The organism is Paenibacillus sp. RU5M (assembly GCF_900221055.1).
Lineage (GTDB): Bacteria > Bacillota > Bacilli > Paenibacillales > Paenibacillaceae > Paenibacillus > Paenibacillus marchantiae.
The window spans coordinates 493,593-518,569 of record NZ_OBQM01000002.1 but is presented as its reverse complement, the minus strand read 5'-3'; the positions used below and the strand labels follow the sequence as shown (position 1 = coordinate 518,569).

The following is a 24,977-nucleotide window of genomic DNA, read 5'->3' as shown; positions in this document are numbered from 1 at the left end:
AATATAATTCGGCAAACGAAAGGGATATTTGAATGAACCCAATTACTATAGCTCCAATCGATAAAAAAAATTGGGAAGAAGCGATCGCGATATCATTACTTGAGACGCAAGTAGATCTTGTACCGACGGTCATCGAATCTTTAGCATATGCCTACGTGAAACCTTGGGATGCTTATTGGATTGGAGGGTTTCAAATAGATAAGAACTATCAAGGAAAAGGATTAGGAAGTAAATCACTTTATACGATACTTGAATGCATCAAGAACAAGCACCCACAATGCCAAATCATTTCACTAACCGTAGAAAAAAATAATGCTCATGCAAGAGTATTATATGAGAAGATAGGATTTATTGATCAGGAATTGGAAAATCAGGATGGTGAAGTGGTATATAAAATAAAATTGAAATAAGCAGAAATCAGTCATTTTGAAGGTGCAATGATCCATTTTAATAAAAAAGGTGGGATAGTATGGTGTACGACGATCTCACTAAAACGATGACCACAGAAAGGTTGCTGTTAAGATTATTTACGAAATCAGATGCTGAAACCGTTACCAGACTATGTAATGACTACAACATTTATAAGAGCACACTCACATTACCCTACCCATATACATTAGATAGTGCATTGTCTTGGATAGAGCAACATAACGAAAATTTTAATGCGGATAAATTATATGAATTTGCTATTTGTGATAGGGAAACAGGTGATTTGTACGGGGCAATAGCATTATCTAATCAACAACGTTACGATAACGGGGAGTTATCTTATTGGGTGGGTCAACCGTTTTGGGGAAAAGGTTATGCAACGGAAGCAGCTAAAGCCATGTTAGACTTCGCTTTTGATGTGAAAAAATATCATAAGGTATATGCGCGGCACTTTGCTTCTAACCCGGCATCCGGACAAGTTATATAGAAGATTGGCATGATAAAAGAAGGAGTACTGGTGGATCATGTCAAGAAAGAAGACCGGTATGAGGATCTGATTTACTACGGAATAGTGAGAAATAAAGTGAAAGAATAAATTTTAAACCCAACGCGGAGGAATACATAATGATAATTAAACCGGGTAAAAAAGTTTTACTTTCATGGATGGATTGTTATGTGCCGGAAAAAGATTTGTTTTTCCTATCAAAAGAACATCTTGATTATGAATTTGACTTTACCGATGTGCTATTAATGCCAAAAGAGGAGTTCTATAACCACAGCACTTATAGGCAAGTGAATTATGTGAATGGTTACGAGTATTGGAATATAAAGAACGTTGATTATGTAATCATTGCGGATAAAGAATGGATAGAAACCATTCCTGAAGAACAGAAACGATTTTTATTAAATGCACAAGTGCAAAGTGGAAGAGGGCTTGTTTTCCCTGTTACATTTGTACATGATTTGACGGAAATACCTGCAAGCTATTTGATGGATGGACATGTTATCCTTCAGCGCTTCATGTGGGAGAAGCTGAACAAATCATATAAAGAACAGATACTTACGACATTGGTTTACGAATGGTGGGATAAAGGGGAATGTGAGAAGCCACCTGAGTCGCTACCTGATTTTCTAAAACCATATGCCAATTCGTTTGCTAGTTTCCAAGGTGCAAATTGCCTCGCAGCAGTTTTGTTTGCAATCTCCAAAGGGAAACAGGATTGGTTTATCTATGAATGGGTACATCAAAAAACGTTTCTTGAGAAATTAAAACAGTATGATTACGAGGAGTTATTAACTGACGAACTACATCATGGGGACGTTGTCCTATGGACAGATGAGAATGGGGTCATTCAACATGCAGCATATCATCTGGGAGAAGAACTATATTTTAATAAAGATGGGCAAACGATATTCAACCCATGGAAGATACTCTCTAAAGAGCAGCTGTATAGGGAGTGGGAGCATCTAACCATTGTAAAGTTCAGGCAATGTAATAAAGTATTTTAATGGAAATTAAAAACGGAGTTCCCGTACATTTATTTGGAGGTAAGAATATGAATACACTGATTCCATCCATAGATTTAATTGAAGAAATTGAAATTTCGGAAATCGATTATATGACAGATCGGATGCTTGCTATACAAGGTAGGGACTCTAATCCAGAAGGAATTGAGATTCAGCAATTTGGAAATGCCATCTGTTTCTATAGTAAAACCATGCCATGGCCCACGTTCAATACAGTGAAGGGCTTAACGAGTAATGATCTGGAACACCTGGATGCTATCATTGATTTTTATAGACAGCGAGATCGGAAGGTTCAGTTCGAAGTTATTCCATCTGTGGTGGATCAGAACTTCTTGAAACGTTTAACCGACTTAGGCATGTATACATCGGGATTTCATTCATCTCTGATCATCAAACCAGAAGAAAAAAAGAATCACTCAGATCATATCCAAATTCAAGAACTTGAAGAGGATCAATTCGAGCTATACGCGACCATTCATTGCAGGGGGACCGGTTTGTCGGATGACGGTATCCCTTACGTCGCCCAGAATAATAAGGTTCTTTATCACCGTCCAGGTTGGAAATTTTACATCGCATATGTCAATGACATCCCTGCAGCGGTAAGTGTTCTGTTTATTAAAAATCAAAAGGCATCCTTAACCTTTGCAGCAACATTACCTGAGTTTAGAAATCAGGGTGTACATCAGCAGCTTTTGAATAGAAGAATAACGGAAGCCTTGAATAAGGAATGTAATCTGGTGGTAGGGCAATGTTCATTTTTATCTCAAAGCCATCGAAATATGGAGCATGTTGGCATGAAATTGGGATATATCCGAACAGCATGGACTGAAAGATAAGAATCAATTTGAATTAGGAGGCAGCTCATGAACAATACAAATAAAATCCTGGGTGCGCTTCTCATGATTAGCAGTATTTTTATTTCAACCTTAGATAGAATTTCCGTGAGAATATCTACAGCCATAGTGGAAGCGGGATACGCCTCAGGTGGGAAAACACGCGAGATAATCCCAGCAAGTGATAATGGTTTCACGGGTTTCCTCGTATATTTCTTATTTTTCGTCGGATTTGTGTTATTGATTGCTGGATTCCCTGGGAATCCCAGAAAGGATAAAACAAATAGGTACACACAAAACAGATCTTAGGAGGGGTTCATTTTGCCTGAGTACGAAGAAGCCCTAAACGGAGGCAATGTGAATAAGGTTGTAAAAGTAGGTAGCACAGTTCGGCGTGACGCTATACCGAATCCGTATGTATATGAATTGCTTAAGCACCTTGAAAAGGTGGGCTATGCGCATTCCCCTAGATATTTGGGAGTAGATGAGCAGGACAGAGAAATCCTTTCTTACCTGGATGGTGTGGTTTCGGGAAATGACTATCCTGAGATTGAAAGTTATATGTGGTCTGATGAGACCTTAGACAAAGTAGCGAAACTTTTAAAAAGCTATCATGATGCTACAGTGGATTTTGTTACAATTACGGTTTCTTTAAATAATTGCCCATTGATTTCTTCAAAGGAAGAAGTAGTTTGCCATAACGATTTTGCATTGTATAACGTTGTATTTAAAGATCGGCTGCCTGTAGGAATCATTGATTTTGACATGGCAGGGCCTGGTCCGCGTCTATGGGATATCGTTTACAGCTTGTATACCTCTGTCCCATTAGCAGGTTTTTCACCGGGTAAAGATGAAAGAGAAGTCGTTCCATACAATAAACAGGATCATGCATCTGAGCGGAAAAGACGTATAGCGTTATTTTTTAACGCTTATGGTATGGATGTGCCGACAGATCTGAAGGAATGGGTGATTTTTCGAATTCATTTCATGTGTACCACACTTCTGATCGGGCGGCGTCTGGAGAAACAGCTTTTATCAAAATGATTGAAGAGGGTCATTTGGCTCATTATGAGAAGGAAGTAAGGTTCCTTGAGAAGCATTTCGGTGATTGGAGTTAATTCAACGTTTTATGTTAAGAAGTAATTATGGGGAAGATGATTCAGCTTGTATCAAGCTGTGGTCGTTAGAGGTGAAGTAGTATGAAAAAGCGTTATTTAATACTTGGTTTAAGTATTGCTATTGTTGTTTTCATTGTTTCTTTAACTGTATTAAGAGAGGAGAACACTATTTCAATAAAGCCTGACGAAGTTGTTAATGCTGAAATATATAATTTTGTTTTACCTTCTAACGAAGGTGATCTCCAAATGATTAATGTAACTGAGACAAAAGATATCGCCTACGTATTAACCAACTTAAGTGAAATAAAGTCGAAGGGCAAAGGATTATCTTTGGATGGAGATTATTCTATTGTATTCAATAAGAATGATGGCTCCAGACTTGTATATATGTATGAGAGCGGGACTCTTACAACTTCGACCGGATTTAAAGGTAGAATAACCAGTGACAACATCATTAACAGGCTATGGGCCGGCCTTGAGTATCCTGTTCAAAATGTAACTGAAAATGAACTTCCATCGGATCTAAAAAAAACGAAACGGAACGAGTGATATTATTGTGATCAGATTAATACCTACTACAAGAGAGAACTGGAAAGATGCATTAAACTTACAAGTTCAAGCCAATCAAAATCATTATGTTCCATCAGTAGCCGTGTCCCTAGCGAAGGTGCACATTCGTCCAGATGGGGATGAGTACAAGTATCTGCCATTTTGCATATATAACACGGAGGATAGCTTAGTTGGTTTTGTCATGATCACAGTCGATGAAACAACAGCTTGGTCCTATTGGTTGAATGGTTTTATGATCGATGTAAGCTATCAAGCTAAAGGATATGGAAGAGCAACGATAGATGCAGTAATTAGCTATATAAAAGAGAACTATGTCCATAGCAAGTGTTTGAATTTAACGGTATGTGCAGAGAATGAAGTTGCCAGAAAGCTTTATGATAAAATGGGTTTTTCAGAGACCGGAGACGTATATGATAATGAAATTGTATATCGATTCGTTTTTTAAAAAGCATTTTAACTTACTCCTACTTCTGCTTAACCAGTACAACACCGATGATGATGACCACAAGCCCAATCCACGTTTTCCAAGAAGGAACTTCCTTCATGAACCAGTATCCCATCCATATGGAGATGAGCACTTCTATGCATTTGGCAATGACCAGGACATAGCCCAGTTGACTGACAGCTTTCATTCCAAACTTGACGCCGTATCCTACGCTCAGATTAGCGGCTAGAAATAAAGGCAGCATCCAAAGATGGAATTTAAATGTGGACCAGAACTGAGTGTCAATATGCTTGCTTTGATATGAAAAAATAATGTTGATACAGGCTAAGCCAGCAAACATGAGCACAAAGCTGATAAGGTACAGCATAACATCACTCCCAAGGATAAGTAGTATGATTAATGTTTCCTCGAACCAAAAATTTTATCCATGGGCATGAAATGATGTTAGCGAAGATGAGTGGACCAGCTAAACCGATGATAGTGAGGTTGTTTCGATGGGTCAATGATTCCAAAAATCACACAGTAAACAGGCGATATTCGTTACGTTCAGTCAAGTAATCTGGAAAACATTTCTATGATGAATTTTACATAAAAGCAATATAGAATTCATTAAATTCCACACGTCCTTTTATATACTTAGTTTGTTTGACTCAGCGAACTAAAAGGACTAGGTGGTCGTTTAAATGTTAAAAAAACGAGACTTGCACGAATGCCACTCACTGTATGATTTGATGGTGGACACCGCTGTTTTTCCATACGTTCGTCATAAGTGCCGATCTTATGAGGAATATTTATTTGCAACCAAACAGGTGATTGATGAAGAAGAGCAAAACACATGTATTTCCAGAACGATCCTTAATGAGCTGGGACATCCCATCGGAACCATTGATTTATATCACATGGAACATATGACAGGTTTTCTTGCGACATGGATTGGAGCCCCTTATTTCGGAAAAGGTTACAATCAACGAGCAAAGGAAGCCTTTTTCGCTGAGTTGTTTCTTCAACGTGAAATTGAAACAGTATTTCTTAAAATTCGAAAACAAAACATTCGATCCAAGAAAGCGGTTGGGAAATTGCCTTATGTCAAATTAGCCACTGATATATACCACGAAGTGTATAAGTTGATAAACAATACGGAACAAATTTATGATTTGTATTGCGTGAATCGTTCTGACTTTATGGCAAGTGAAGAGATGAAGCATGTGGTTGCTACGTATTAACTTTAAACGTCTTTCGATATCTATTCAAACGAAATCCCGCCAGGTTTGTCCTGTCGGGATTATTATTATTTTCTTTGACAGTCCATAATTTTGTGGATAGGAAACAATAAGTAAGGATGCAGGAATATGGAAATTAAGGTCGAAAGAAGAGATATAAGCAAGAATTCAATAACCTTATAAACAAGTCGCAAAGTATATTATTTCTGGGGTGAAGTAATGGAGATCAAAAAAATACAGAATCTATCCAATGATGATTGGCTTCAACTTGGAAGCTTTGGATATAAATCAACTCAAAAATATGAGCTTACCAAACAGGAGACACAAGGTTCCTTTAGTATGCTTTTAACGTTAATAAATCTAGATGACATCTACGAAAAAGAAGAATTGAACAGTACAGATGATTTGGAACGATATGAAGAAATCATACAACTGGGATTTTCTTATGGAATATATATAGATGGGAAAATCATAGCGCTCGCAATTTGTGAACCACAAACTTGGAATAATACGCTGATGATATGGCATCTTCAGGTGAATGAAAAATACATAAGAAAAGGATATGGAAGACTGTTGATCAATAAAGTGAATGAGATTGCCCAGGAACAAGGCTTCAGAGCGATCACGTTAGAAACCCAGAATACGAACGTTCCAGCCATTCATTTTTACATGCAATGTGGTTATCAAATTGAAGGAATTGATGTATCACTATATTCAAATAATCATAGCCAAAACGAAGAAATAGCTTTGTATATGAGAAAGAAGATCCAATAAGAAAGAACCACTGGGTATTATCTTGAAATCGCTTAAATCTATTATGGTAGGGCTTCTAGTAAATCGATAAGTCTTGGAGGTAGGTTCGGTGACGAAAAAGCGGAAAATAGTAGTTGCTTTATCACTCATTGTATCTGGAATCATTGGTGTATATTTAATATTGAATCAATATATAGTGCTTGATCGAACGAGTCAAGAATTAGGCAATTATGATTTCGTTTCATCCCAAGCTGATGTGGAGGTTTTAGTTGAAGGAACAGGTAAACAAAATATACTAGGAGACAGAGTCTCTACCAAGATAAAAATTGTAAACATCTTATTTAACAATACCTCCAGTAATCTTGTTGAGGGAAGTGAAATTGAAGCTAATGAGTATTTAGTAGTGCATCATAATATACAAGTGAGTGGACTGCAATGGACCCCAGGAAGAAGTATCTTCAGTATGGGCACAAGCTACAAACGATTGAAGAAAGGTGAACAAAAAACAATTCACTTAAAACTTAATAAAGAAACAAATCAATTTTGGATAATGCCTAAAGAGCTGGTTATACAGTGAACGGAAGGCTAATCAATGAAGTTATGGCAGCGTATATTCAATTCAATCTACATGCGTTGTAGTGACGAAAAAATAGTATAAGGGTGAAAGCGATGACTGTTGGAAGAAAGGTTTTTGTTTTAAAGGATGAATCACGTATTGATCCGATAAGTAATGAAACCAGAGAAGTGCTCATTAGTATATACTATCCTTCCAATCCAGTGGAGCATGAGTCGAAGTATATTTCGTTATTTGAACCTAATATCTCTTCCGCTGTTGATATGCTCTCAAGTATGGGAGTGGATAGGAATTATATTTGTAATCTGGATACAAAAATACATAATGATGAGAGTGTTGATATTACGGCTAAAAACTGTCCCGTTATTTTTGTAGCCCCGGCTTTTGGTGTAGTTAGAGATATGTATTCCTTTTGTGTAGAACATTTAGTGGGGTGCGGATTTGTTGTCATTACTATAGGAGCCACTCATGAATCTATATTTTCCATTTTTCCTGACAGACGTTCTGTCCAGCAATCCAATGTGATATCTGAAATAGACAGCTTAGATATTCATTCTTGGAAACAATTATTGAAGCTTAGAGTAGAAGATATGAGTTTGGTTATGAAAAACGTAGATAAGGTCTTGGATTCAGATAAGGATCTTAGGGCCATGGTCGATGTGAATGAAATGGGGATCATTGGTCATTCATTAGGTGGGGCTGCTGCTTATGAATTGCTTAAAAGAGAAAAGAGAATTAAGGCTAGCATTCTATTAGATCCTAGTTTCCATTTAATGACGACGAAAAAGGAAGAGGGAGTATCTGTTCCGTTATTGGTAGCTCGGCAAGAGAAATGCTCGTTTGAAGAACTGGAAAATGAAATCTCTCCAGACCTATTACCTTTGTTACTGAGTGGGTATGAGTCTTTGTTTAACTCGAGTGATCTGAATAGTTCATTTATTAAATTAAACGGTGCTCATCATATGACTTTTAGCGATATCCCGATACATTACAACGAAGATGGGATAGAACACAAGCATTCCACTATTAATAAGTATATCTCTGCTTTCCTTGAGAAACATTTAAAGAAGGAAGAAAGTAAATTTCATGAGCTGCTGAAAAATAAGATTAATGATGGAATCGATCAAGTAAATAGTAAAGGACATGTTATTTAATGAGGGGGACTAGAAATGTTTAGATAACACACGCCTTAAATATTTTATAGGTAGTTAGCATTGATGAGGAGGAATGACGCATGGAATTAAATAATTGGTCTGAGGAACTTAATTCTTATGATTTATCAAATGAATATTCCATTCAAAAGGCTGAGCCCGAAGAATGGGGACTGTATTGTTCAGTCTATTATAATATGGCCTATACTGGATTTTTTAGAGAGGAAGGCTACTTCAATGTTTCGCGGAATAACTCTTTTTGGATTTATAAAGGAGAGTCAAAAATCGGTGGGGTAAGGATGGCACCCAATACGTTATATCATCTATTCTTTATGCCCCCATTCAATGATTCATTTGAGGTACTGAAACTTCTTAAAACAATACTCATAAAATGGTCTGATCCATCTCAACGTATCAAGATATATGAAATTCTCCCCGATCAAGTACATTTATTTACGAGGGCTGGATTCTGGCCTGATGAGTTCAGATGTCGCTGGATGCAGCGCCCGACAGATCATTTCAATGTGCATTGGGATCATGATCTTATCGTTAAGAGCCCCGAAATTATCGAGAATGAAACAGGTGCTAAGCAATACATTAATGAAGATGAAATTGCTCAGTGTGATCTCGACAGCTTTGTAGGCGGTTTTGAAGCCTTACGCAGAAAGAAGACATCCTTGGAAGACTTTATCCCGAACGAAGAAATTTATTATACCAATAAGATCCTAACTCAAGCTTCTACACTTGTATATGATAAGGTTACTGGACAGCTCATAGCCAACTGTCGCCTATGTTTGCAGGATAATCAAGCAGCAGTATATAGCATCGGAGTCAACCCCGCTTACAGAGGAAAAGGACTTGCTACACGCATGCTGCAAAGAGCCTTGACTGAACTTAAAGACAAGTATCCAGTTCTAAGGTTATATGTCATGGAAGGCAATGATGCCGAATCAGTTTATTTTAATCTTGGATTTGTTCCTGGCGTTCAAGAGATACAAACGATGTATGTTCCAGTACATGAGTAGTCACAGTTAAATTAATCAACTATTAACCCGAGTGGATCTTTTGGAATGGGGCAGCATCGCTGTTTCTAATCTCTCGGGTTTCTGTTGCTTGAGGAAAGGATGGTTATTATTGGGACTATATTAATGTTGGTAGTGTCTTTGTTTTTTGGTATTTTTGTTGTGAAAATCGGAATGGATAATTCCAAGAGTAATCAGTACACCAAAGAAATATTGCAAGAATTAAGAGAAATCAAGGAGATTCTAAGGGAAGAACGATGAAGACAACCTCAAGGAGGCGTTAGGGTGCTTTATGATTTAAAAGGCGAAGCCAATATGTCACCTGTTGTTGGGTTGTTATTTGCTGCGGTTATAGAAAACAGCCAACGACTCCAACGAATCACGGAAGGTATGTCGCAAGAAGAAATAGATTATAAAGGACCTAATAACAACTTCAATAGTACCGCTCAATTAATAAAACATATCACCTACGTCGATCTGAATTGGGCTTATCGAATAAAGGGATGACCACTTCCTCAAAACTTAAAAGAGCAACATGGCCCTATGATTGATGAAAATGGCAGTCTTCCGATGGTTCAAGGAATATCTTTGAGTACACTTATGTCGACATATGAAGGTGTGATAACCATGTTGAAGGACGCGTGTACACAATTAACGGATGATGATCTAGCGAGGATTGTCACTTTTGGGCATGAAAATGAGAAGCAAGCAACCGTACGCTGGGGTATGTGGCATATCGCTGACCACAGTCGTTATCATCAAGCTCACATTAATCAACTTCGAAGATGGTATCAAGAAGCTTACTAAAGAATGATGAGAAAGCGGTATTCGTATTGCATTTGCCTTTGAACAGCTAACAGCTCATAGAAAAAGCCGAACTTATAACATTGGAAGAGCGTCTAATATATAGCATCGTTAAAATTTCGGTTATTAGGAGCTATTCAATAATGAAGAAAATAAGTACTTATATTATAGTTTTATTAACATTGAGTTTAATCATTCTTGGTTCTAAATTTGTTGAATCTCAAAATCAAAGAAAAGAGCTTCAGAATTCTATTGATAATTCATTCAGATATGAAATAAGTAATGTCCTGCACAGCTTTAGTATGGTTGTTAATGATTACACGTATAGATCAATGATATCAAGTGTGTCTAATGCAGCTGCGATATCGGAACTAACTTCTTTCGGGAAACTGAATGATGATTTAGATATTAGTTTGTACCAATTATATATCTCACTTAGAGAGGAAAGATCCAAAGACAAAGTCTTATCACGAATAGAAGAACTTAGAGAAATATTTAGTATGTTGGTCAGGGATCCGATAAACCATGAGGCAACAGACAGAATAATTCAGATCAACAATGATACATTTTTTAATACAAAAGAAGAATGAGCACCCGGTGAGATGAGGAACATTCAGTTCATGTGAAAAAACAAAGGAGGTGATTCCATTGGTAAACAAATAAAATGAGAAAATCTAAATGTTGATTTAAAAAAAGCATGCAGATTTTCTCTCTTATGGATCAAGAATTTATTATAGAGGAGAATGAACATGCTAAAACAAATAAGTGAATCCATCTATTATCTATCTAACCAAAATGATAAAGAAAGACCAACATTGGGGTTAGTTTGCGGTGATAAATACAGCCTCGTCGTTGACGCTGGAAATTCGGTTCAACATGCAAAGGATTTCTTACATGAAATAGAGAAGTTAAACGTTCAGCCCGTTAAATATGTGGTCATCACTCATGCCCATTGGGATCATTTTTTAGGAATGAATGAATACGGAGCTACGATTATTATGAATAGTCTAACTAGCCAAAAGATGAATGATTGGTGGAACTATTCTTATGATGATCGCTCTCTACAGGAGTATGTGGATTCCAAGAAGATGACTTCACATTGTATGGAGACGATACAAAATGAAATACCGGAGAGAGACAAATTTCAGTTATGTCCTCCGGATATTATTTTTGAAAAGTCACTCCATCTGGACTTGGGCAATAAAGTTTGTGTGCTTGAAACCATTCGCAGCACCCATACGGATGATTCAACAGTCGTGTATATTCCGGATGAAAAGGTCATTTTTCTGGGCGATAGTGCTTACAATACAACTACCAATTCGCTATATCATATTAAGCAAGACAAGTTATTGCCTATGATTGAGGACATTCAGCAATATGATGCCGTTCATTTCTTGCTTGGTCATGAGTCGATCTGTGACGTGGAGGAGATGGATACGTTTTGGAGAGAGCTCATCTCAGCCAATGATGCTGTGAAATCCACGTCATTAGAAGCAGCTATCGAGCGTTTTGAAGCAGCCAATAATCGAACAGCAAATGACAATGAGCTTTTCTTCTTACAAGGATTCGTGAATGATCAGATATTACAATTAAAAGCAACGGAATAAAAGAACATCCATGAAAACCCATTTCAATTGATCCATGTGAAATACTCTGATATACTTTTCGCATGATATTTGATTGGGGGTTACTCAGATGGCAATGCTGAATTGCTCGTTAGCTAGAAATAACTCATGCAAAGCCTGATCGGGGGCGATACTTTGCGTGGGGCGCGATAGCTTAGATTCTTTCGCCCATACTTAATTTTATCGTTTCTAATAACAGGCTTTGCCCTTATTGATTTTTTTTATGAAAAATAAGGAGCTGAAAGCTATGAGTACACCATTTATTAGAAACCACCAATATAATTTGATTAAAAAACAAGCGGAATTTGTTCGCAAAACCGTGCAATCCGCCGCGGATCGCAGGGTCGTGGAGACTGTTAGATACAGTGCTGCAACAAACATCGTTGAAGCATTTACGGATCTGACAGAGAACCAGCAGCAAATGTTGGAGCAAATCTCGTCGCTGGAGACAACAGACGATTTTCAACGGTATATGAAAGCATTGGAACCATATCTGGAGTTGTATCCATCGATTACGTTGAAACAAATTCAGAAGTTATTTCCGAAGAACAAAAAGATGAAAATGCCTGATCTACCATCCATTGATTTTCAATATGTAACGTACCTGAGCTGGGTAGATATTGCGACGAACAAATTATTCGTTGTATATCCGTTCGAAGGACAGTTTATCGGTATTGAGGGAAGAATAACGCCGACACACAAGAAGGGGTACTGCCTATTCTGTAATCGGCATCAAGAGCTTGCATTCTTCACGGTCAAGACCAAGAACGCTTTACCGGATAATTATTCTGCGATTGGTCAATACGTATGCATGGAGAACCAAGGATGTAATCACAGCATTACCAATACAGAATCGCTGGAGAAGTTCATTCTCTCCGTTCGTAAATAAGGTTATATTAAGTAAAGGCTGCCTGCAAAGGCGGCCTTTTTTGCTTATGCTTTCATTCCTCAAGGATACTCAGAAATCATTGGAAAAAGAGGTTGATAATTGTTAACATGTAATCATACGGTGTGTAAATGGAGAAGAGGTAGGAAATTGGAAATCAAAGATCGTCCGAAGATAACAATCCCAAAAACGTTACTGGAAAAAACTTTAGATATCACAACCATCATTTTATTTATTATTGGCATTATATACTGCTTGCAACAATGGATGACCTTACCGGATCAGATACCGATTCATTTTAATATGAAGGGGGAGCCTGATGGCTGGGGAGGAAAGTGGGGAGTATGGCTGCCCTTAGTCATTGGGCTTATTTTATGGATTGGACTTTCGCAACTGGAGAAGTATCCTCATACGTATAATTACCTCAATTTGAATATGGAGAATGCGGAGAGACAATATAAAAATGCACGGCTCATGATTAATCTGATGAAGACGGAGATATCTATATTTTTTATTTATATCAGTTGGATGATTATTGAGTTTTCAAGTGCGGATAAAGTCACTCATCATAATTGGTTGCCCGTTGTCATATTCATTATCGTTTTATTTAGTTCCATAGGTTTCTTTATATACAGATCATTTAAACTCAAATAACGTTGGAATTAGGCTCTGACTCAAGAAGTGAAACAGAGCTATGAAACTCATAAAGGAGAAATGATATGACGGTCGTTGGAATATTGGGGACAATTCATAATCAAGAATTAAGAGAGAAATATAATAGTTCACTTACCTTGTATGAGGATCTGATTACAGAATTCAACCCGGATATTATCTGCGGTGAAGTGCATCCCCAGAGTTGGATGAAGTATATCAAGGATAAACAGGATAAGGGATATTGGGGGGAGCCAGCCAGTGAGTATTGGGAGCTTATCTTTCCATTATGCGAAGAACGGAATATAGAGTTTGTGCCTATTGACTGGTTTGAGTTAGATGTCTGGAATGATTTTGATCCATTTAACGGCTTCTTAGAAGAGCAGCGTAAAGCGTTGGAGAAGATCGATGATGAATGGTTTGCTAAACAAATGAATACACATGACGTTGGAGCGATTCCCTTTAATTCGGTTGCGTTTGATACTATGACCAAACAAAAATATGAATGGTTGGATCAGATTAATCCAAAAGCAAATAACTTTAGATGGATCGTACGAAATCAGATCATGATTCAACGTGTGAAGAACACGTATCATTCGAATCCGGGTAAGAAAATTTTATGTGTTGTGGGAGCAGATCATAATTATATTTTCAAAGAGGAATTGATCAATGAACCAATTGAATTGGTATATCCATTACGATAGTTCAATTAATAGACTATAACTTTCAGGAGGCTTATTCCATGATCAGATTGTGCAACAGTATGGACGCAGATGCAATGGTTGAGATCATTAATGATGCAGCAAAGGCATACCAGGGTGTAATTTCTGAGGATCGTTATCATGAACCCTATATGCCATTGCAAGAATTGAATCAGGAAATCCGTGATGGCGTCGTATTCTGGGGCTTTGAAGAAAATAATAGATTATGGGGCGTTATGGGAATTCAGGATAAAGGTGATGTTGCTTTAATCAGGCACGCATATGTAAGAACTCACCAACGGGGGAGCGGAATAGGCACAAAGCTGTTGGCTCATCTGGTGGCATCAACCGATAAACCGATATTAATAGGAACCTGGGATTCCGCAGAATGGGCTATAAAATTCTATTTGAAAAATGGTTTTACCCTAGTTTCATCGGATGAGAAGAAGCAGTTATTAACTAGATACTGGAACGTCCCCGAAAGACAAATCGAAACCTCTGTCGTTTTATGTGACGGGAAGTGGGGCGCCTGAATGCTTTATCATTTTAGCGAGGTTTCAGATATCCAAGTTTTTATTCCAAGAGAGAAACAAAACAGAGCTGAATTTCCAGCAGTGGTGTGGGCCATTGATGAAGAGCATGAATATTCATATTACTTTCCAAGAGATTGTCCAAAAATCATTTGTAAAAAGACTGACACGATAAGTGATGAGAATATTGAGAAGTTTTTCAAACATTCTAATGCGGATATCATCATTACGGTTGAAAGTTCATGGTATCCGAGGATTATGAATCAGATCATGTACAGGTACCATTTCGATGACACCAATTTTGAACTCTTTGATCCAACGGCGGGCTACTATATTTCTTATCAGGTTACAAAGCCTCTACATATAGACCGCATGGAGGGTTTAATAGAGAGATTATTTGAAAAAGGAATCGAACTCAGATTTACTCCAAATCTGTATCCACTGAGAGAGGCGATACTGACATCGGATTTTAAAGAATTTGGAATACATAGATTCAATAACGCAACGAAAGTATAGAGCGATTACTTTTCGCTATGATGTGAAGGTACGAAATCATAAGGCGCTTACGACATGTTGTAAAAGGATGGGGATCATATATGGAAGCTAAAGTTGTAAATTTGCCCGCTTTCAGGTGGTAGGGTACAAAATTGAAGCCACGGTTGCCGTGTTTGAGTCGGGTCTTGGAAAGATCCATCATGAACAACTGGTCAATAGAAAAGATGAGATTCAGCATCGGAAAAATGATAATGTCATGTTGATGCAGATTTATCCTATGGACGCAAATTTTAATCCCAAGGAGGATGTGTTTACACATCTGATTGGTCATGAGGTGCTCGCAGACAGCGCTGCCCCACCTGACATGATTCTTCACGCATTCAAGGAAAGCCAGTATGTGACTTGCACACACAAAGGGCTTGAATCGGAGCTTGATGCTACATATGATTATTTATACGCTCAATGGATTGGTGAAACGGGATATGAACTGAAGGACTATGATTTTGAAATTTGGGATGAACGATATCAACCTGATCATCCCGATAATGAGATTGATTTGTTCGCAGCGTTGCAGTAGTTATAGGCTTTTTTACGATACAGAATCTTCTATTTCGTATATAATAGAAATTCATATGAGTCTGTATAACTACATAACATCGCGAGGTGCACCAATCTTATGCCAACCATCTATGACTTTAGCGTAACCAAAACGAGTGGAGAACGTTTCCCACTCTATCAATACGAAGGAAAACCTGTACTGATCGTAAATACAGCGAGCAAGTGCAAGTACACACATCAGTTCGACGACATGCAGAAGCTTTATGACCGATATAAAGAGCAAGGGCTTCAGATCATTGGTTTCCCGTGTAATCAGTTTGCGGAGCAAGAACCGGGAAGCAGCGAAGAGGCGGAGACCTTTTGTCAGATTAACTATGGTGTGAAATTCCCCATGTTCTCCAAGATGGATGTCAATGGAGAAGCGGCGCATCCGCTGTATGACTTTTTGAAAAAGTCGGGACCTTTTGCAGGTTTTGATGAGTCAGATGTGCAAGCGAAACTGCTAAAGCTGATGGTGGCGGACAAAGCACCGGAATGGTTGCATGGTGATGCGATCAAGTGGAACTTTACGAAGTTTCTAATTGATGCCGAAGGGCATGTGGCTAAACGTTTTGAACCTGTTGATTCGATTGACGAGATTCAGGCGAGTATAGAACAGCTTCTGTAAGTTATTTTTCCCAATCTCCCAAAGGGCCATGACACGTACCGTGCAAACAAGCGGATATGTGCATGGTCTTCTATATTTCAAAGTCTGTCCAGTACTATCCGACATGATGTGAAACGGGTAAAATGGTAAGAAACCTCTCCAGAACAGGAGGTACTTGAACGTGCCAAGTGTAATGCAATTTAGTGGTCCATTGGAATATAGCTATCGCTCCACCAGCACGTACGACCCTGGAGCATCGGACGGATTTCATTCGCATCCACAATATGAGGTGTACTATTTTCATGATGGCGAATGTACCTATCTGATTGGAGATCGAGTCTACAACCTTGAACCGGGTGACCTGGTCCTGATGCATGGCATGACCCTTCATCGGCCACATCCCATGCCTGGCAGACCTTATGTGCGAACGACGCTGCACTTTGATCCCTCGGCCATCCGCAGCAGTCTGCATCCGGACCGAGTGAGCGAGGTGTTAAAGCCGTTCGAAGAACTGAGAAACTGCCGGATCAATCTGACAGGCAATATCCGCTCCGAATTCGAAGCCTTGCTGTTGAGTCTGCATCAGCTTACCGTGAATCCGGGGGATTTCAAAGAGGAACGCATGAACGTTCGTTTATGTGACCTGCTGTATGTTATAGCTGGAATCTGCCGAGGCAGGGTCGAGGACCACCTTCCCTCTTCCGAGAAGGAGCGGCATGTACAGCATATCATTGGTTATGTCGAAACCCATTATATGGAGGACATTGGTCTGGATGATCTGGCAAGTGAGCTTCATCTGTCCAAGCCTTATCTGGCCGGATTGTTTAAAGAAATGACGGGTAGTACCATATTTAAATATGTGTATGACCGCCGCATTAATCAGGCCAAGCTGTTATTCCAATTCCAGCCGGATATTAGTGTGACAGAGGCCAGCAGGTTAGCCGGGTTCAAACGTTTATCCCATTTCAGTCGAATGTTCAAACAAAGTGTAGGGTGTGCACCAGATCTGTACCGTAGTCGATTACATCGTTCGTTTGATTAATGTAGCGTTACGGATCAAAAATTTTACATGCTGCACAGCCTGAGGAGGTTACTGAATGCAATCAGAACAACCATTCAAGCTTGATTACCGAATTGGATCAGCCGATGCCGATTACAAATCACAATGTCGTGCATCTGCTTTACTGGAGCATATGCAGTTGGCAGCAGACCGTGATTTAGCAGGTATGGGAGTTACCGTATCGCAGATACTGAATCAGGGATTGGGCTGGATGCTATTAACGACAGATGTCACAATCATGCGCCCAGCCCGATTGGAAGAAGAAGTATCCTTGCAGACGTGGCATAAAGAAAATAAAGGTGTGACATGGTTAAGGGATTATATCCTTACAGATCGAGAGGGAACACATCTGGCTGAGGCTCGTACAGCTTGGGCGTTGGTCGATCTGAAGAGACGCAGAGTCGTCAGACCATCAGCTTTACCTTTTGAAGTGAAATCGCATCCTGATTTATCCTTAGGTGAAGCCCCTGCTAAAGTGACGGTCCCTTCTGAACTCAGCTTGCAGGAACAATATCGTTTAACTGTACAATACAGCAGCACAGACAGTAATGGGCATATGAACAACGCCCGGTATGCAGACGTCTGTTGTGATGCATTAACACTGGATGAACTGGCTGAAGGTATGATCCGCCTGCAAATTTCATATCATCGTGAGATTCGTATGCAGGAGTTAATGATTGTTGAGCGTTCAGAGGTTACAGAGGGAGCTGTGTGGGTTCGAGGAAGATTGGCTGAAGAGAATGAGAGCATTATTTTTGAAGCCAAATTAAGTCTTGGAGACTCAACTGACTCGCCCATTGATCAATGAAATGGAACTGAATACAAGTAGATGAAGTCAACCAGTCCGTTCTGGTTGGCTTTTTCTATTTTTATCTCCTGATGCAGATATAGATGCACCTGTTACGTTCATCGCATATTTCGCGCCGTGTTTAGAAGCCAGACAGAAAAGGTAAAAGAAGGGTAAATGAAAACTGAGGAGGAATCACGAATGAAAGAGCGCACACCGGATCAAAATAACAAGGATGCACATAAGGATCGTTCCCATGATAATCCGGAGCAGTATCCGACAGAGCAGGAAAGTTTGCTTGACCAGCATGAAGAAGAGCAGACGGTGGACCCCATTCCGATGGAAGATCTGAATATGGAGAAGCAGGAAGAGAAGAATAAGGATCAGACCAAAAGCAATTCGTCAACGGAAGAGAAATATCGAGCAGATTATCGTGAGTCGCAGTGATCAGAATCAATTCAATTGCTGTTAAAAATGATACTTAAATCCCCCTATTCAAAAGGAAATGACTAGATGTACCTTTAGTGAAAATAAAATAGTTTGTTGACTAATGTATGTTACTATATTATAGTTACTATGTTGGCAATTTAGGAAATACCATTTTGGGAGGCGAATATTTATGTCTAAATCTTTCTTTGAAGCGTTGAAAAACAGAAGATCTTATTATGGAATCAGCAAGGAATCCACAATCTCGGATGCTAAAATCCAGGAAATCGTGGAAGAAGCGGTAAAATACACTCCGACTTCATTCAACTCACAAACATCTCGTGCCGTAGTATTGCTCGGTGAACAACACGATAAACTGTGGAATCACACGGAAGAAATTTTGCGTGAAGTGGTTGGCAATGCAGAAGCTTTCCAATCTACAGCTGAAAAAATGGCTGGATTCCGCAGCGGATATGGTACAGTACTCTTTTTCGAAGACAACAATGTGATTGCGCAGCTACAACAAAATTTTGCAGCTTATGCGGATAACTTCCCGATCTGGGCGAACCAATCTAACGGTATGTTGCAACTGGTGATCTGGACTGCTTTGGAACAAGAAGGTCTGGGCGCTTCCCTGCAGCACTATAACCCGCTGATTGATGAGAAAGTCAAACAGGAATGGAACATTCCGGAGAACTGGAGACTGATCGCTCAAATGCCATTCGGCAAACCAACAGCAACACCAGGCGAGAAAGAATTCCAACCGATTGAACAACGTGTAAAAGTACACAAGTAAGACTTTTACCTGGATCGAACGTCGACCTTAATTGAAAAGATTGAGGTGCCTCGTTTCAGCGAATTTCCCATTATTTAACCACATACGGCCTCGCTTCAATTTGATACGATGATGTAGATCGTACTCCAATGAAGCGAGGCTTTTTGATGTGAATAATAGAATATACAAACGTACCCGCCGAAAGCTATGGAATGCTATTTTGTGCGGCGTACTGGCGATAGGATCAATCACCATCGGTGAATCCACAGCTCAGGCAGCAGCGGCTCAGCAGGTGTTCAAGGATACAACCTCCAGTTATGCCAAGGATGCCATTGCACATCTGGTAAAGGCGGGAATTGCTGCCGGAACCTCCGAGAATACGTTTGAACCCAAAAAGGCAGTCACTCGTGCTGAATTTGCAACATTTGCCGTGAGACTGCTAGGTTTGAAGCCCGTTAAAAACAATATTAATCCCTATAACGATGTCAGCATGAACGCTTGGTATTACGGCAACGTTGCAGCCATGACCAATCTTTCCATTCTTGAGGGCAAGAGTCAGGGCGTGTTCCAGCCAAACGCCTCCATTACTCGGGAAGAAGCGGCTGCACTGCTGGTGAGGATGCTGAAACAATCTTCCAAATCAACGAACCTTCTTTCATCCACATATGACGATGCAGCTGAGATATCTGAATGGGCACGTCCTTATGTGCAGACCGTATATCAGCTTGGATTGATGCGCGGAAGTGATGGCAGATTTCGCCCACATGACCAAGTGACCAGAGAAGAGGCAGCAGTGATGCTGGATGCCATTTTGCAAAAGAAAACCTGGTCAGATCAGCTGAAAAGCGAGGATCAGCTCGGTATTCAGCTGGGATGGCAATATAACGCCTCTACAGCTGAGTTCAAGAAACAGATCGAACAATCGGAAGCAAACACACTGGTTCCCCGTTGGTTCTTCCTGAATAGCAGCATGAAAGTCACGGATCTCACGGACACATCGTTATTATCATGGGCATCTGCAACAGACAGACAGGTATGGCCGTTGCTTGGCAATCGTTCGAACCCGGACCTTACCCACCAAATGTTATCCAGCTCAGCCAACCGGGCGGCCGTGATCTCACAGGTCACCTCTTTGGTGAAAACATATAAATTGGATGGCATTAACGTGGATTTCGAGAACGTACTGCCAGCTGATCGTGAAGGAATGACTGCATTTATTACTTCCCTGACAACGGCTTTGCACACACTGGGCGCAGTTGTATCCGTGGATGTATCACCCGATCTGGGTACAGACTGGACCGATGCATTTGATTATGCGCAATTGGGCGCCGTATCGGATTACATGGTACTGATGGGATATGAGGAACATTGGAACGGCGATCCGCAAGCAGGGTCTGTGGCATCTCTTCCTTGGGTTGAAAGGGCTTTGGATACGATGCTCGCTGAGGTAGTTCGCGCCAAAACAATTCTGGCTCTACCCTTATATACACGGGATTGGTCTTCCGTTAATCCGGCAGCCAGTTCATGGGATATCACCCTGGCAGAACAGGGAACTCGTGCACGAGCTTCAGGTTCCGTGAGACGATGGGATGCAGATCTGGTCCAATATGTCATCGGCTATAACAGTAACGGTTCGCCGAGATATATATGGGCAGAGGACAGTCGTTCATTATCCGCGAAAGTAATGATGAGCGGAGAGCGTAATATTGCCGGATTGGCCTACTGGTATATGGGCGGAGAGACGGCAGATGTATGGAATGCCATTTCGAACGCTTCACGATTTGAATCATACATTTTCTAAATTCCGAAATTATAATTCTTTCTTAAACCGACCCAAACACACCGTTATTCAGACGGATGGTTTGGGTTATTTTATTTTGGTAAAAGCTAAGTTGTAACGGATTACGTTTGATTTTGGTTGAACGGTGTAAATGGATAGAAGGATAGTGAACTGTCCAATAACATATAAGAGATAGAAGCATAGGAGGGAGATGGAGCATGCGAGAGTATGATTGTATTATAGTAGGTGGAGGACTCGCAGGACTTCAGGCGGCTATTCAGATGGGGCGTTACTCTTCTCATCGGGTGTTGGTAGTGGACGCAGGAGAAGGCAGATCAACGTTATGCCGAACCTATCATAATATTCTTGGTTTCCCCGATGGAGTATCCGGTGAAGAGCTGCGCTCCAAAGGCAGAATGCAGGCTGAGCAGACTGGAGTAAATTTTGAGAAAGACCGTATCATCAAGGCAGGACGCCGGGGAGAACAGATTCAATTGTTCGGTTCTTCCGGCTCTGAATATATGGCGAAAACAGTTTTACTGGCAACCGGACTAACGGACAGGATACCAGCTATTCCGGGATTGAGGCCTACGTTGGGACGAACAGTATATGTGTGCCCGGACTGCGATGGATATGAGATTCAGGATCAGCGCACGATATTGCTGGGTGCAGGCGAAGCCGGTGCAAATATGGCTATGGTTTTGATTCAACGTACCAATGAGTTGTTGTATATCAACCATGAGCAGTCGCCAATCTCCGCTGAGCTTCATCGAAGCATGAAAGAGGCAGGAGTTCGTTACCTTGAGGCCGCCGTCCAAGAAGTGCAACAGATGGAAGATGGCCATATTACGGGTGTGCTGACGGAAGATGGACAGATTTTTGAGTCAGAGCGTGGATTTGTTGCGTTTGGAGGCAATCGTGTACATTATGAACTGGCAGAGCAGCTTGGAGCCGTCATCGCAGATAATAAACACGTCGAAGCCAACGCGCGAAGCATGCAGGCCGCGCCTAATGTATGGATTGCCGGAGATCTGGGCTTGCACGCCGAACAAGCTACGGTTGCCATGGGCGAAGGTTCGATTGCCGCGATCTGGATTCACAAGGCATTGCAACAGATGAAAAAGGAAAATAAGGTGAAGCAGATCTAAACGCAAATTAAAATGCAGATGGTGAACAGCCCCATTCATAGAAAAAACAATTTTAAAGTCCCCCGACCGTTAAGACAAAGGTTGGAGGACTTTTTGCGTTGTACGCAAGCTGTTTACAAAAGTATGGTCTGAAATTATTTGCTGTTTGTATTGCGGGTCTCTATTGTTTTGGCTTTGTGAGGATGGGTGATATTGTCTACGATTTCTCCTACGGCTTCTTCAATCATGTCCGTTGGGCCAGGATTGTTCGGGTCGGGTTGAATAATTGTATTCACACCAGGCTGTAGATCTTTGTTTTTTCGTTCTTTTTTATGTTCATTCATGGAAAATTCCTCCTTATTCAGGTATGTTTAAGGTGTACCTTAACATATCCAATCCTTGTAATGTATATGTAAACGATTAACCAATCAAATCAAATTGAAACGCTAGGTGTTGGGGGAGGAGGAGTTCATCTGTTCAAAAAAACGAGCATGCTCCTGTTACTTCTGATTTTATGTGTGTGGACATATTGGAGAACGGATAGCGATGATCAGAATCCGTATTTGATTACCGACTACAGCCGCCTTCATCCGGTTAAGGTTGAACGTGTGGTCGAAGGTCATGAAGAGCAGCAGCTCGTTGAACTGCTTCAAGATGCCCGAGAGCGGAACCTAACGATATCGATTGCCGGGCAGCGCCATAGTCAGGGAGGACACACCTATTATAAAGACGGCATTGTCATAGACATGACCTCGTATAACAAAGTGCTGGAAGTCAATACCGATGCCAAAAAGGTGCGTGTGCAGGCTGGGGCGACCTGGGCTGACGTACAGCGAGCCATTAACCCATATGGACTGGCGATCAAAAATATGCAGTCCCAGAATATTTTCACCGTAGGCGGATCTATCAGTGTAAATGCACATGGTCGGGAGCTTCATCAGGGTTCCTTGATTGAAAGTGTCGATTCCTTTCATCTCTTGACGGCAGATGGTCAGATTCGGCAAGTGAGTCGCACGGAGAATGCAGAGCTTTTCCCGCTTGTACTTGGGGGTTACGGACTGTTTGGCGTGATTTTGGACGTTACGTTGACGTTAACGGATGACGAAGTCTATCGTCTCACAACTGAGCAGGTGCAGGTTGAGGACTACCCGACTTATTTTCAAAAGAATGTCCTGGGAGGCGCGATGATGCGTATGCATCTGGCCCGAATTTCAGTTCAGCCCGGTGAAGGCTATTTTCGCGAGATGTACGCATTGAATTATGCCTCTGATCCAATGGCTTCACTGGATGATTATGATCGTCTGGATGAACGTGAAAGAGGCGTGCTTACCAGCAAACTTCTGTTCAACCTGAACCGTGAATTCCAATGGGGGCGGGCCTGGTTTTGGCCGCTGCAACAGCGGTATTTCGAGTCACAGGATGGCAAGAGGCTCAGCCGCAACAATGCGATGGCTTCTGCGTCTGCCTTCATGGAGTATCATCAGCCGGGTGAAAATGATCTGCTGCAGGAATATTTTATTCCGGTGGATGTCTTCCCCGCATTTCTTCAGGAGATGGGAGAGATTGTATCCCAGGAGCAATTGGATTTGCTCAACATTACAGTCAGGTTTGTGAAACATGATGAAGAAACTGTGCTTTCCTATGCGACGCAGGATATGTTCGGTCTTGTCTGTTTATTTCACGCTTCATTGTCTGAGGCTGAACAAGAGAAGTTCAAGGGCAGTATGCAGCAGCTGATAGATGCAGTCCTTCGATATAACGGAACATATTATCTGCCCTATTCAGGTTATGCGACTTCAGAGCAATTCGAACAGGCTTATCCGCGGAAGAATGAGTTTTTTGCAGCCAAAGAAAAGGTGGATCCGAATCATTTATTTATGAACTATTTTATGGAGCAGTATGGAGGAAATCATCCATGAATATCAAGTGGCTTGTTCGATCTCAAAGTATCGTTACGCTCGCTTCGGGCATGATTTATCCGTATTATCTTTTGTTTCTCAAAAATCTAGGTAACAGCTTCTCCAAATATGGGCTTGCCTTTGCCGTATTTACAATCAGTTCGGCTACTGCTTCGCAATGGCTCGCTCCCCGGATGGATCGACACGCCAAGCAGTGGCTCATTGTAAGTTCGGTGGGGATGGCCGCAGCCATGATTGCATTTCCGTGGGTCATTTCCTACATCTGGGTGCTGCTGCTGCAAATGATGATGGGGACATGCAATGCGATGCAGCGAATGAGTGAACGGGTGCTGCTCGCCGATTATACGGTGGCTGGGCAACGGGGCCCAGCTGTAGGTAACTATCATTTCTGGACATCTGCTGCTTCAGGATTTGCGGTTATTGTTGGCGGTGTGCTGATTGATTGGCTGACGATCGATGTATTATTTTATCTGAGTGCCATGCTGTATATGTGGGGAGCTCTGGCAGTATGGCGATTACGAAGCATTTCTGAGGAAGCAGCTGATGGCTAAAGGATAGAAATGGT

The 24,977-nt window shown here is 40.7% G+C and carries 32 protein-coding genes and 2 pseudogenes; 32 read left to right on the top strand and 2 right to left on the bottom strand.

Translation table 11 applies throughout. From position 1 onward, the window contains the following. Positions 1-32: 32 nt before the first annotated feature. The 8 genes and pseudogenes from CRO25_RS08030 (at position 33) to CRO25_RS07995 (ending at position 4,922) form a co-directional block, all read left to right on the top strand. Positions 33-410: an N-acetyltransferase gene (locus tag CRO25_RS08030; protein WP_079694604.1), complete on the top strand. Its 378-nt coding sequence runs from the start codon at positions 33-35 to the stop codon at positions 408-410. Between the two features lie 59 nt (positions 411-469). Beyond that, positions 470-1,024 (top strand): annotated as a pseudogene (locus CRO25_RS08025) (GNAT family N-acetyltransferase). Positions 1,025-1,053: 29 nt separating this feature from the next. Beyond that, positions 1,054-1,938: a hypothetical protein gene (locus tag CRO25_RS08020; RefSeq protein ID WP_079694603.1), complete on the top strand. Its 885-nt coding sequence runs from the start codon at positions 1,054-1,056 to the stop codon at positions 1,936-1,938. 47 nt (positions 1,939-1,985) lie between these two features. Next, on the top strand, positions 1,986-2,792 hold the full coding sequence (locus CRO25_RS08015) for an N-acetyltransferase (protein WP_079694602.1): 807 nt from the start codon (positions 1,986-1,988) through the stop codon (positions 2,790-2,792). 27 nt (positions 2,793-2,819) lie between these two features. Then, the gene (locus CRO25_RS08010) at positions 2,820-3,098 is read left to right on the top strand and encodes a hypothetical protein (protein WP_079694601.1); all 279 of its coding nucleotides are present in this window, start codon (positions 2,820-2,822) and stop codon (positions 3,096-3,098) included. 12 nt (positions 3,099-3,110) lie between these two features. Continuing rightward, complete coding sequence (locus tag CRO25_RS08005) at positions 3,111-3,833, top strand: aminoglycoside phosphotransferase family protein (protein WP_256863606.1); 723 nt, start codon at positions 3,111-3,113, stop codon at positions 3,831-3,833. A 155-nt stretch (positions 3,834-3,988) separates the two neighbouring features. Then, positions 3,989-4,456 (top strand): hypothetical protein, encoded by a 468-nt coding sequence (locus CRO25_RS08000; RefSeq protein WP_064638958.1) that lies wholly within the window; start codon positions 3,989-3,991, stop codon positions 4,454-4,456. A 7-nt stretch (positions 4,457-4,463) separates the two neighbouring features. Further along, on the top strand, positions 4,464-4,922 hold the full coding sequence (locus tag CRO25_RS07995) for a GNAT family N-acetyltransferase (RefSeq protein ID WP_306291801.1): 459 nt from the start codon (positions 4,464-4,466) through the stop codon (positions 4,920-4,922). Positions 4,923-4,941: 19 nt separating this feature from the next. Here CRO25_RS07995 and CRO25_RS07990 read toward each other — a convergent pair whose 3' ends face one another. Then, complete coding sequence (locus CRO25_RS07990) at positions 4,942-5,262, bottom strand: hypothetical protein (protein WP_306291800.1); 321 nt, start codon at positions 5,260-5,262, stop codon at positions 4,942-4,944. A gap of 343 nt (positions 5,263-5,605) precedes the next feature. On the opposite strand from CRO25_RS07990, the gene CRO25_RS07985 reads away from it, so the two are divergent. From CRO25_RS07985 to CRO25_RS07885, 22 genes and pseudogenes are all read left to right on the top strand, one after another. Then, positions 5,606-6,145: a GNAT family N-acetyltransferase gene (locus CRO25_RS07985; RefSeq protein WP_079694599.1), complete on the top strand. Its 540-nt coding sequence runs from the start codon at positions 5,606-5,608 to the stop codon at positions 6,143-6,145. Between the two features lie 216 nt (positions 6,146-6,361). Next, on the top strand, positions 6,362-6,916 hold the full coding sequence (locus CRO25_RS07980) for a GNAT family N-acetyltransferase (protein ID WP_079694598.1): 555 nt from the start codon (positions 6,362-6,364) through the stop codon (positions 6,914-6,916). Positions 6,917-7,004: 88 nt separating this feature from the next. Next, positions 7,005-7,472: a hypothetical protein gene (locus CRO25_RS07975; RefSeq protein WP_079694597.1), complete on the top strand. Its 468-nt coding sequence runs from the start codon at positions 7,005-7,007 to the stop codon at positions 7,470-7,472. A gap of 92 nt (positions 7,473-7,564) precedes the next feature. Beyond that, entirely contained in the window at positions 7,565-8,623 is a 1,059-nt protein-coding gene (locus tag CRO25_RS07970; protein WP_079694596.1) for a hypothetical protein, read from the top strand. Positions 8,624-8,703: 80 nt separating this feature from the next. Then, positions 8,704-9,645 carry an N-acetyltransferase gene (locus CRO25_RS07965; RefSeq protein ID WP_079694595.1) on the top strand — a complete coding sequence of 314 codons (942 nt, stop codon included), beginning with the start codon at positions 8,704-8,706 and terminating at the stop codon, positions 9,643-9,645. 132 nt (positions 9,646-9,777) lie between these two features. Further along, on the top strand, positions 9,778-9,903 hold the full coding sequence (locus tag CRO25_RS33815) for a hypothetical protein (protein WP_256337832.1): 126 nt from the start codon (positions 9,778-9,780) through the stop codon (positions 9,901-9,903). Between the two features lie 24 nt (positions 9,904-9,927). Beyond that, positions 9,928-10,449 (top strand): annotated as a pseudogene (locus CRO25_RS07960) (DinB family protein). Between the two features lie 140 nt (positions 10,450-10,589). Further along, positions 10,590-11,036 carry a hypothetical protein gene (locus CRO25_RS07955; protein WP_079694594.1) on the top strand — a complete coding sequence of 149 codons (447 nt, stop codon included), beginning with the start codon at positions 10,590-10,592 and terminating at the stop codon, positions 11,034-11,036. Positions 11,037-11,195: 159 nt separating this feature from the next. Continuing rightward, positions 11,196-12,053, top strand: coding sequence for an MBL fold metallo-hydrolase (locus CRO25_RS07950; protein WP_079694593.1), 858 nt, complete (start codon positions 11,196-11,198; stop codon positions 12,051-12,053). A 265-nt stretch (positions 12,054-12,318) separates the two neighbouring features. After that, positions 12,319-12,960, top strand: coding sequence for a FusB/FusC family EF-G-binding protein (locus tag CRO25_RS07945; RefSeq protein ID WP_079694592.1), 642 nt, complete (start codon positions 12,319-12,321; stop codon positions 12,958-12,960). Positions 12,961-13,107: 147 nt separating this feature from the next. Beyond that, positions 13,108-13,611 carry a DUF1648 domain-containing protein gene (locus tag CRO25_RS07940; protein ID WP_063563296.1) on the top strand — a complete coding sequence of 168 codons (504 nt, stop codon included), beginning with the start codon at positions 13,108-13,110 and terminating at the stop codon, positions 13,609-13,611. Positions 13,612-13,676: 65 nt separating this feature from the next. After that, positions 13,677-14,312 carry a hypothetical protein gene (locus CRO25_RS07935; RefSeq protein ID WP_079694591.1) on the top strand — a complete coding sequence of 212 codons (636 nt, stop codon included), beginning with the start codon at positions 13,677-13,679 and terminating at the stop codon, positions 14,310-14,312. A gap of 38 nt (positions 14,313-14,350) precedes the next feature. Further along, entirely contained in the window at positions 14,351-14,842 is a 492-nt protein-coding gene (locus CRO25_RS07930; RefSeq protein WP_079694589.1) for a GNAT family N-acetyltransferase, read from the top strand. Then, complete coding sequence (locus tag CRO25_RS07925; RefSeq protein ID WP_079694588.1) at positions 14,843-15,355, top strand: DUF6886 family protein; 513 nt, start codon at positions 14,843-14,845, stop codon at positions 15,353-15,355. A 115-nt stretch (positions 15,356-15,470) separates the two neighbouring features. After that, positions 15,471-15,911 carry a GyrI-like domain-containing protein gene (locus CRO25_RS07920; RefSeq protein ID WP_256336125.1) on the top strand — a complete coding sequence of 147 codons (441 nt, stop codon included), beginning with the start codon at positions 15,471-15,473 and terminating at the stop codon, positions 15,909-15,911. Between the two features lie 99 nt (positions 15,912-16,010). Then, positions 16,011-16,559: a glutathione peroxidase gene (locus tag CRO25_RS07915; protein WP_079694587.1), complete on the top strand. Its 549-nt coding sequence runs from the start codon at positions 16,011-16,013 to the stop codon at positions 16,557-16,559. Between the two features lie 160 nt (positions 16,560-16,719). Beyond that, positions 16,720-17,580: an AraC family transcriptional regulator gene (locus tag CRO25_RS07910; RefSeq protein WP_079694585.1), complete on the top strand. Its 861-nt coding sequence runs from the start codon at positions 16,720-16,722 to the stop codon at positions 17,578-17,580. A 55-nt stretch (positions 17,581-17,635) separates the two neighbouring features. Beyond that, a complete protein-coding gene (locus CRO25_RS07905) occupies positions 17,636-18,406 on the top strand; it encodes an acyl-[acyl-carrier-protein] thioesterase (protein WP_079694583.1) in 771 nt (256 codons plus the stop codon). A 180-nt stretch (positions 18,407-18,586) separates the two neighbouring features. Continuing rightward, positions 18,587-18,832, top strand: coding sequence for a hypothetical protein (locus tag CRO25_RS07900; protein WP_072732490.1), 246 nt, complete (start codon positions 18,587-18,589; stop codon positions 18,830-18,832). A gap of 172 nt (positions 18,833-19,004) precedes the next feature. After that, positions 19,005-19,607, top strand: a complete 603-nt coding sequence (locus tag CRO25_RS07895; protein ID WP_063563305.1) for a nitroreductase family protein — start codon at positions 19,005-19,007, stop codon at positions 19,605-19,607. Positions 19,608-19,755: 148 nt separating this feature from the next. Continuing rightward, positions 19,756-21,387, top strand: a complete 1,632-nt coding sequence (locus CRO25_RS07890; RefSeq protein WP_256863605.1) for an S-layer homology domain-containing protein — start codon at positions 19,756-19,758, stop codon at positions 21,385-21,387. A gap of 197 nt (positions 21,388-21,584) precedes the next feature. Then, positions 21,585-22,514, top strand: a complete 930-nt coding sequence (locus CRO25_RS07885) for an NAD(P)/FAD-dependent oxidoreductase (RefSeq protein ID WP_063563306.1) — start codon at positions 21,585-21,587, stop codon at positions 22,512-22,514. Positions 22,515-22,648: 134 nt separating this feature from the next. Here CRO25_RS07885 and CRO25_RS07880 read toward each other — a convergent pair whose 3' ends face one another. Further along, the gene (locus CRO25_RS07880) at positions 22,649-22,837 is read right to left on the bottom strand and encodes a hypothetical protein (protein ID WP_079694582.1); all 189 of its coding nucleotides are present in this window, start codon (positions 22,835-22,837) and stop codon (positions 22,649-22,651) included. A 174-nt stretch (positions 22,838-23,011) separates the two neighbouring features. Between CRO25_RS07880 and CRO25_RS07875 the strand changes: the two genes are divergently transcribed. Next, positions 23,012-24,412 (top strand): FAD-binding oxidoreductase, encoded by a 1,401-nt coding sequence (locus CRO25_RS07875; protein WP_257018537.1) that lies wholly within the window; start codon positions 23,012-23,014, stop codon positions 24,410-24,412. Next, positions 24,409-24,963 carry an MFS transporter gene (locus CRO25_RS07870; protein ID WP_079694580.1) on the top strand — a complete coding sequence of 185 codons (555 nt, stop codon included), beginning with the start codon at positions 24,409-24,411 and terminating at the stop codon, positions 24,961-24,963. The genes CRO25_RS07875 and CRO25_RS07870 overlap by 4 nt, the downstream gene beginning before the upstream one ends. Positions 24,964-24,977: the final 14 nt, after the last annotated feature.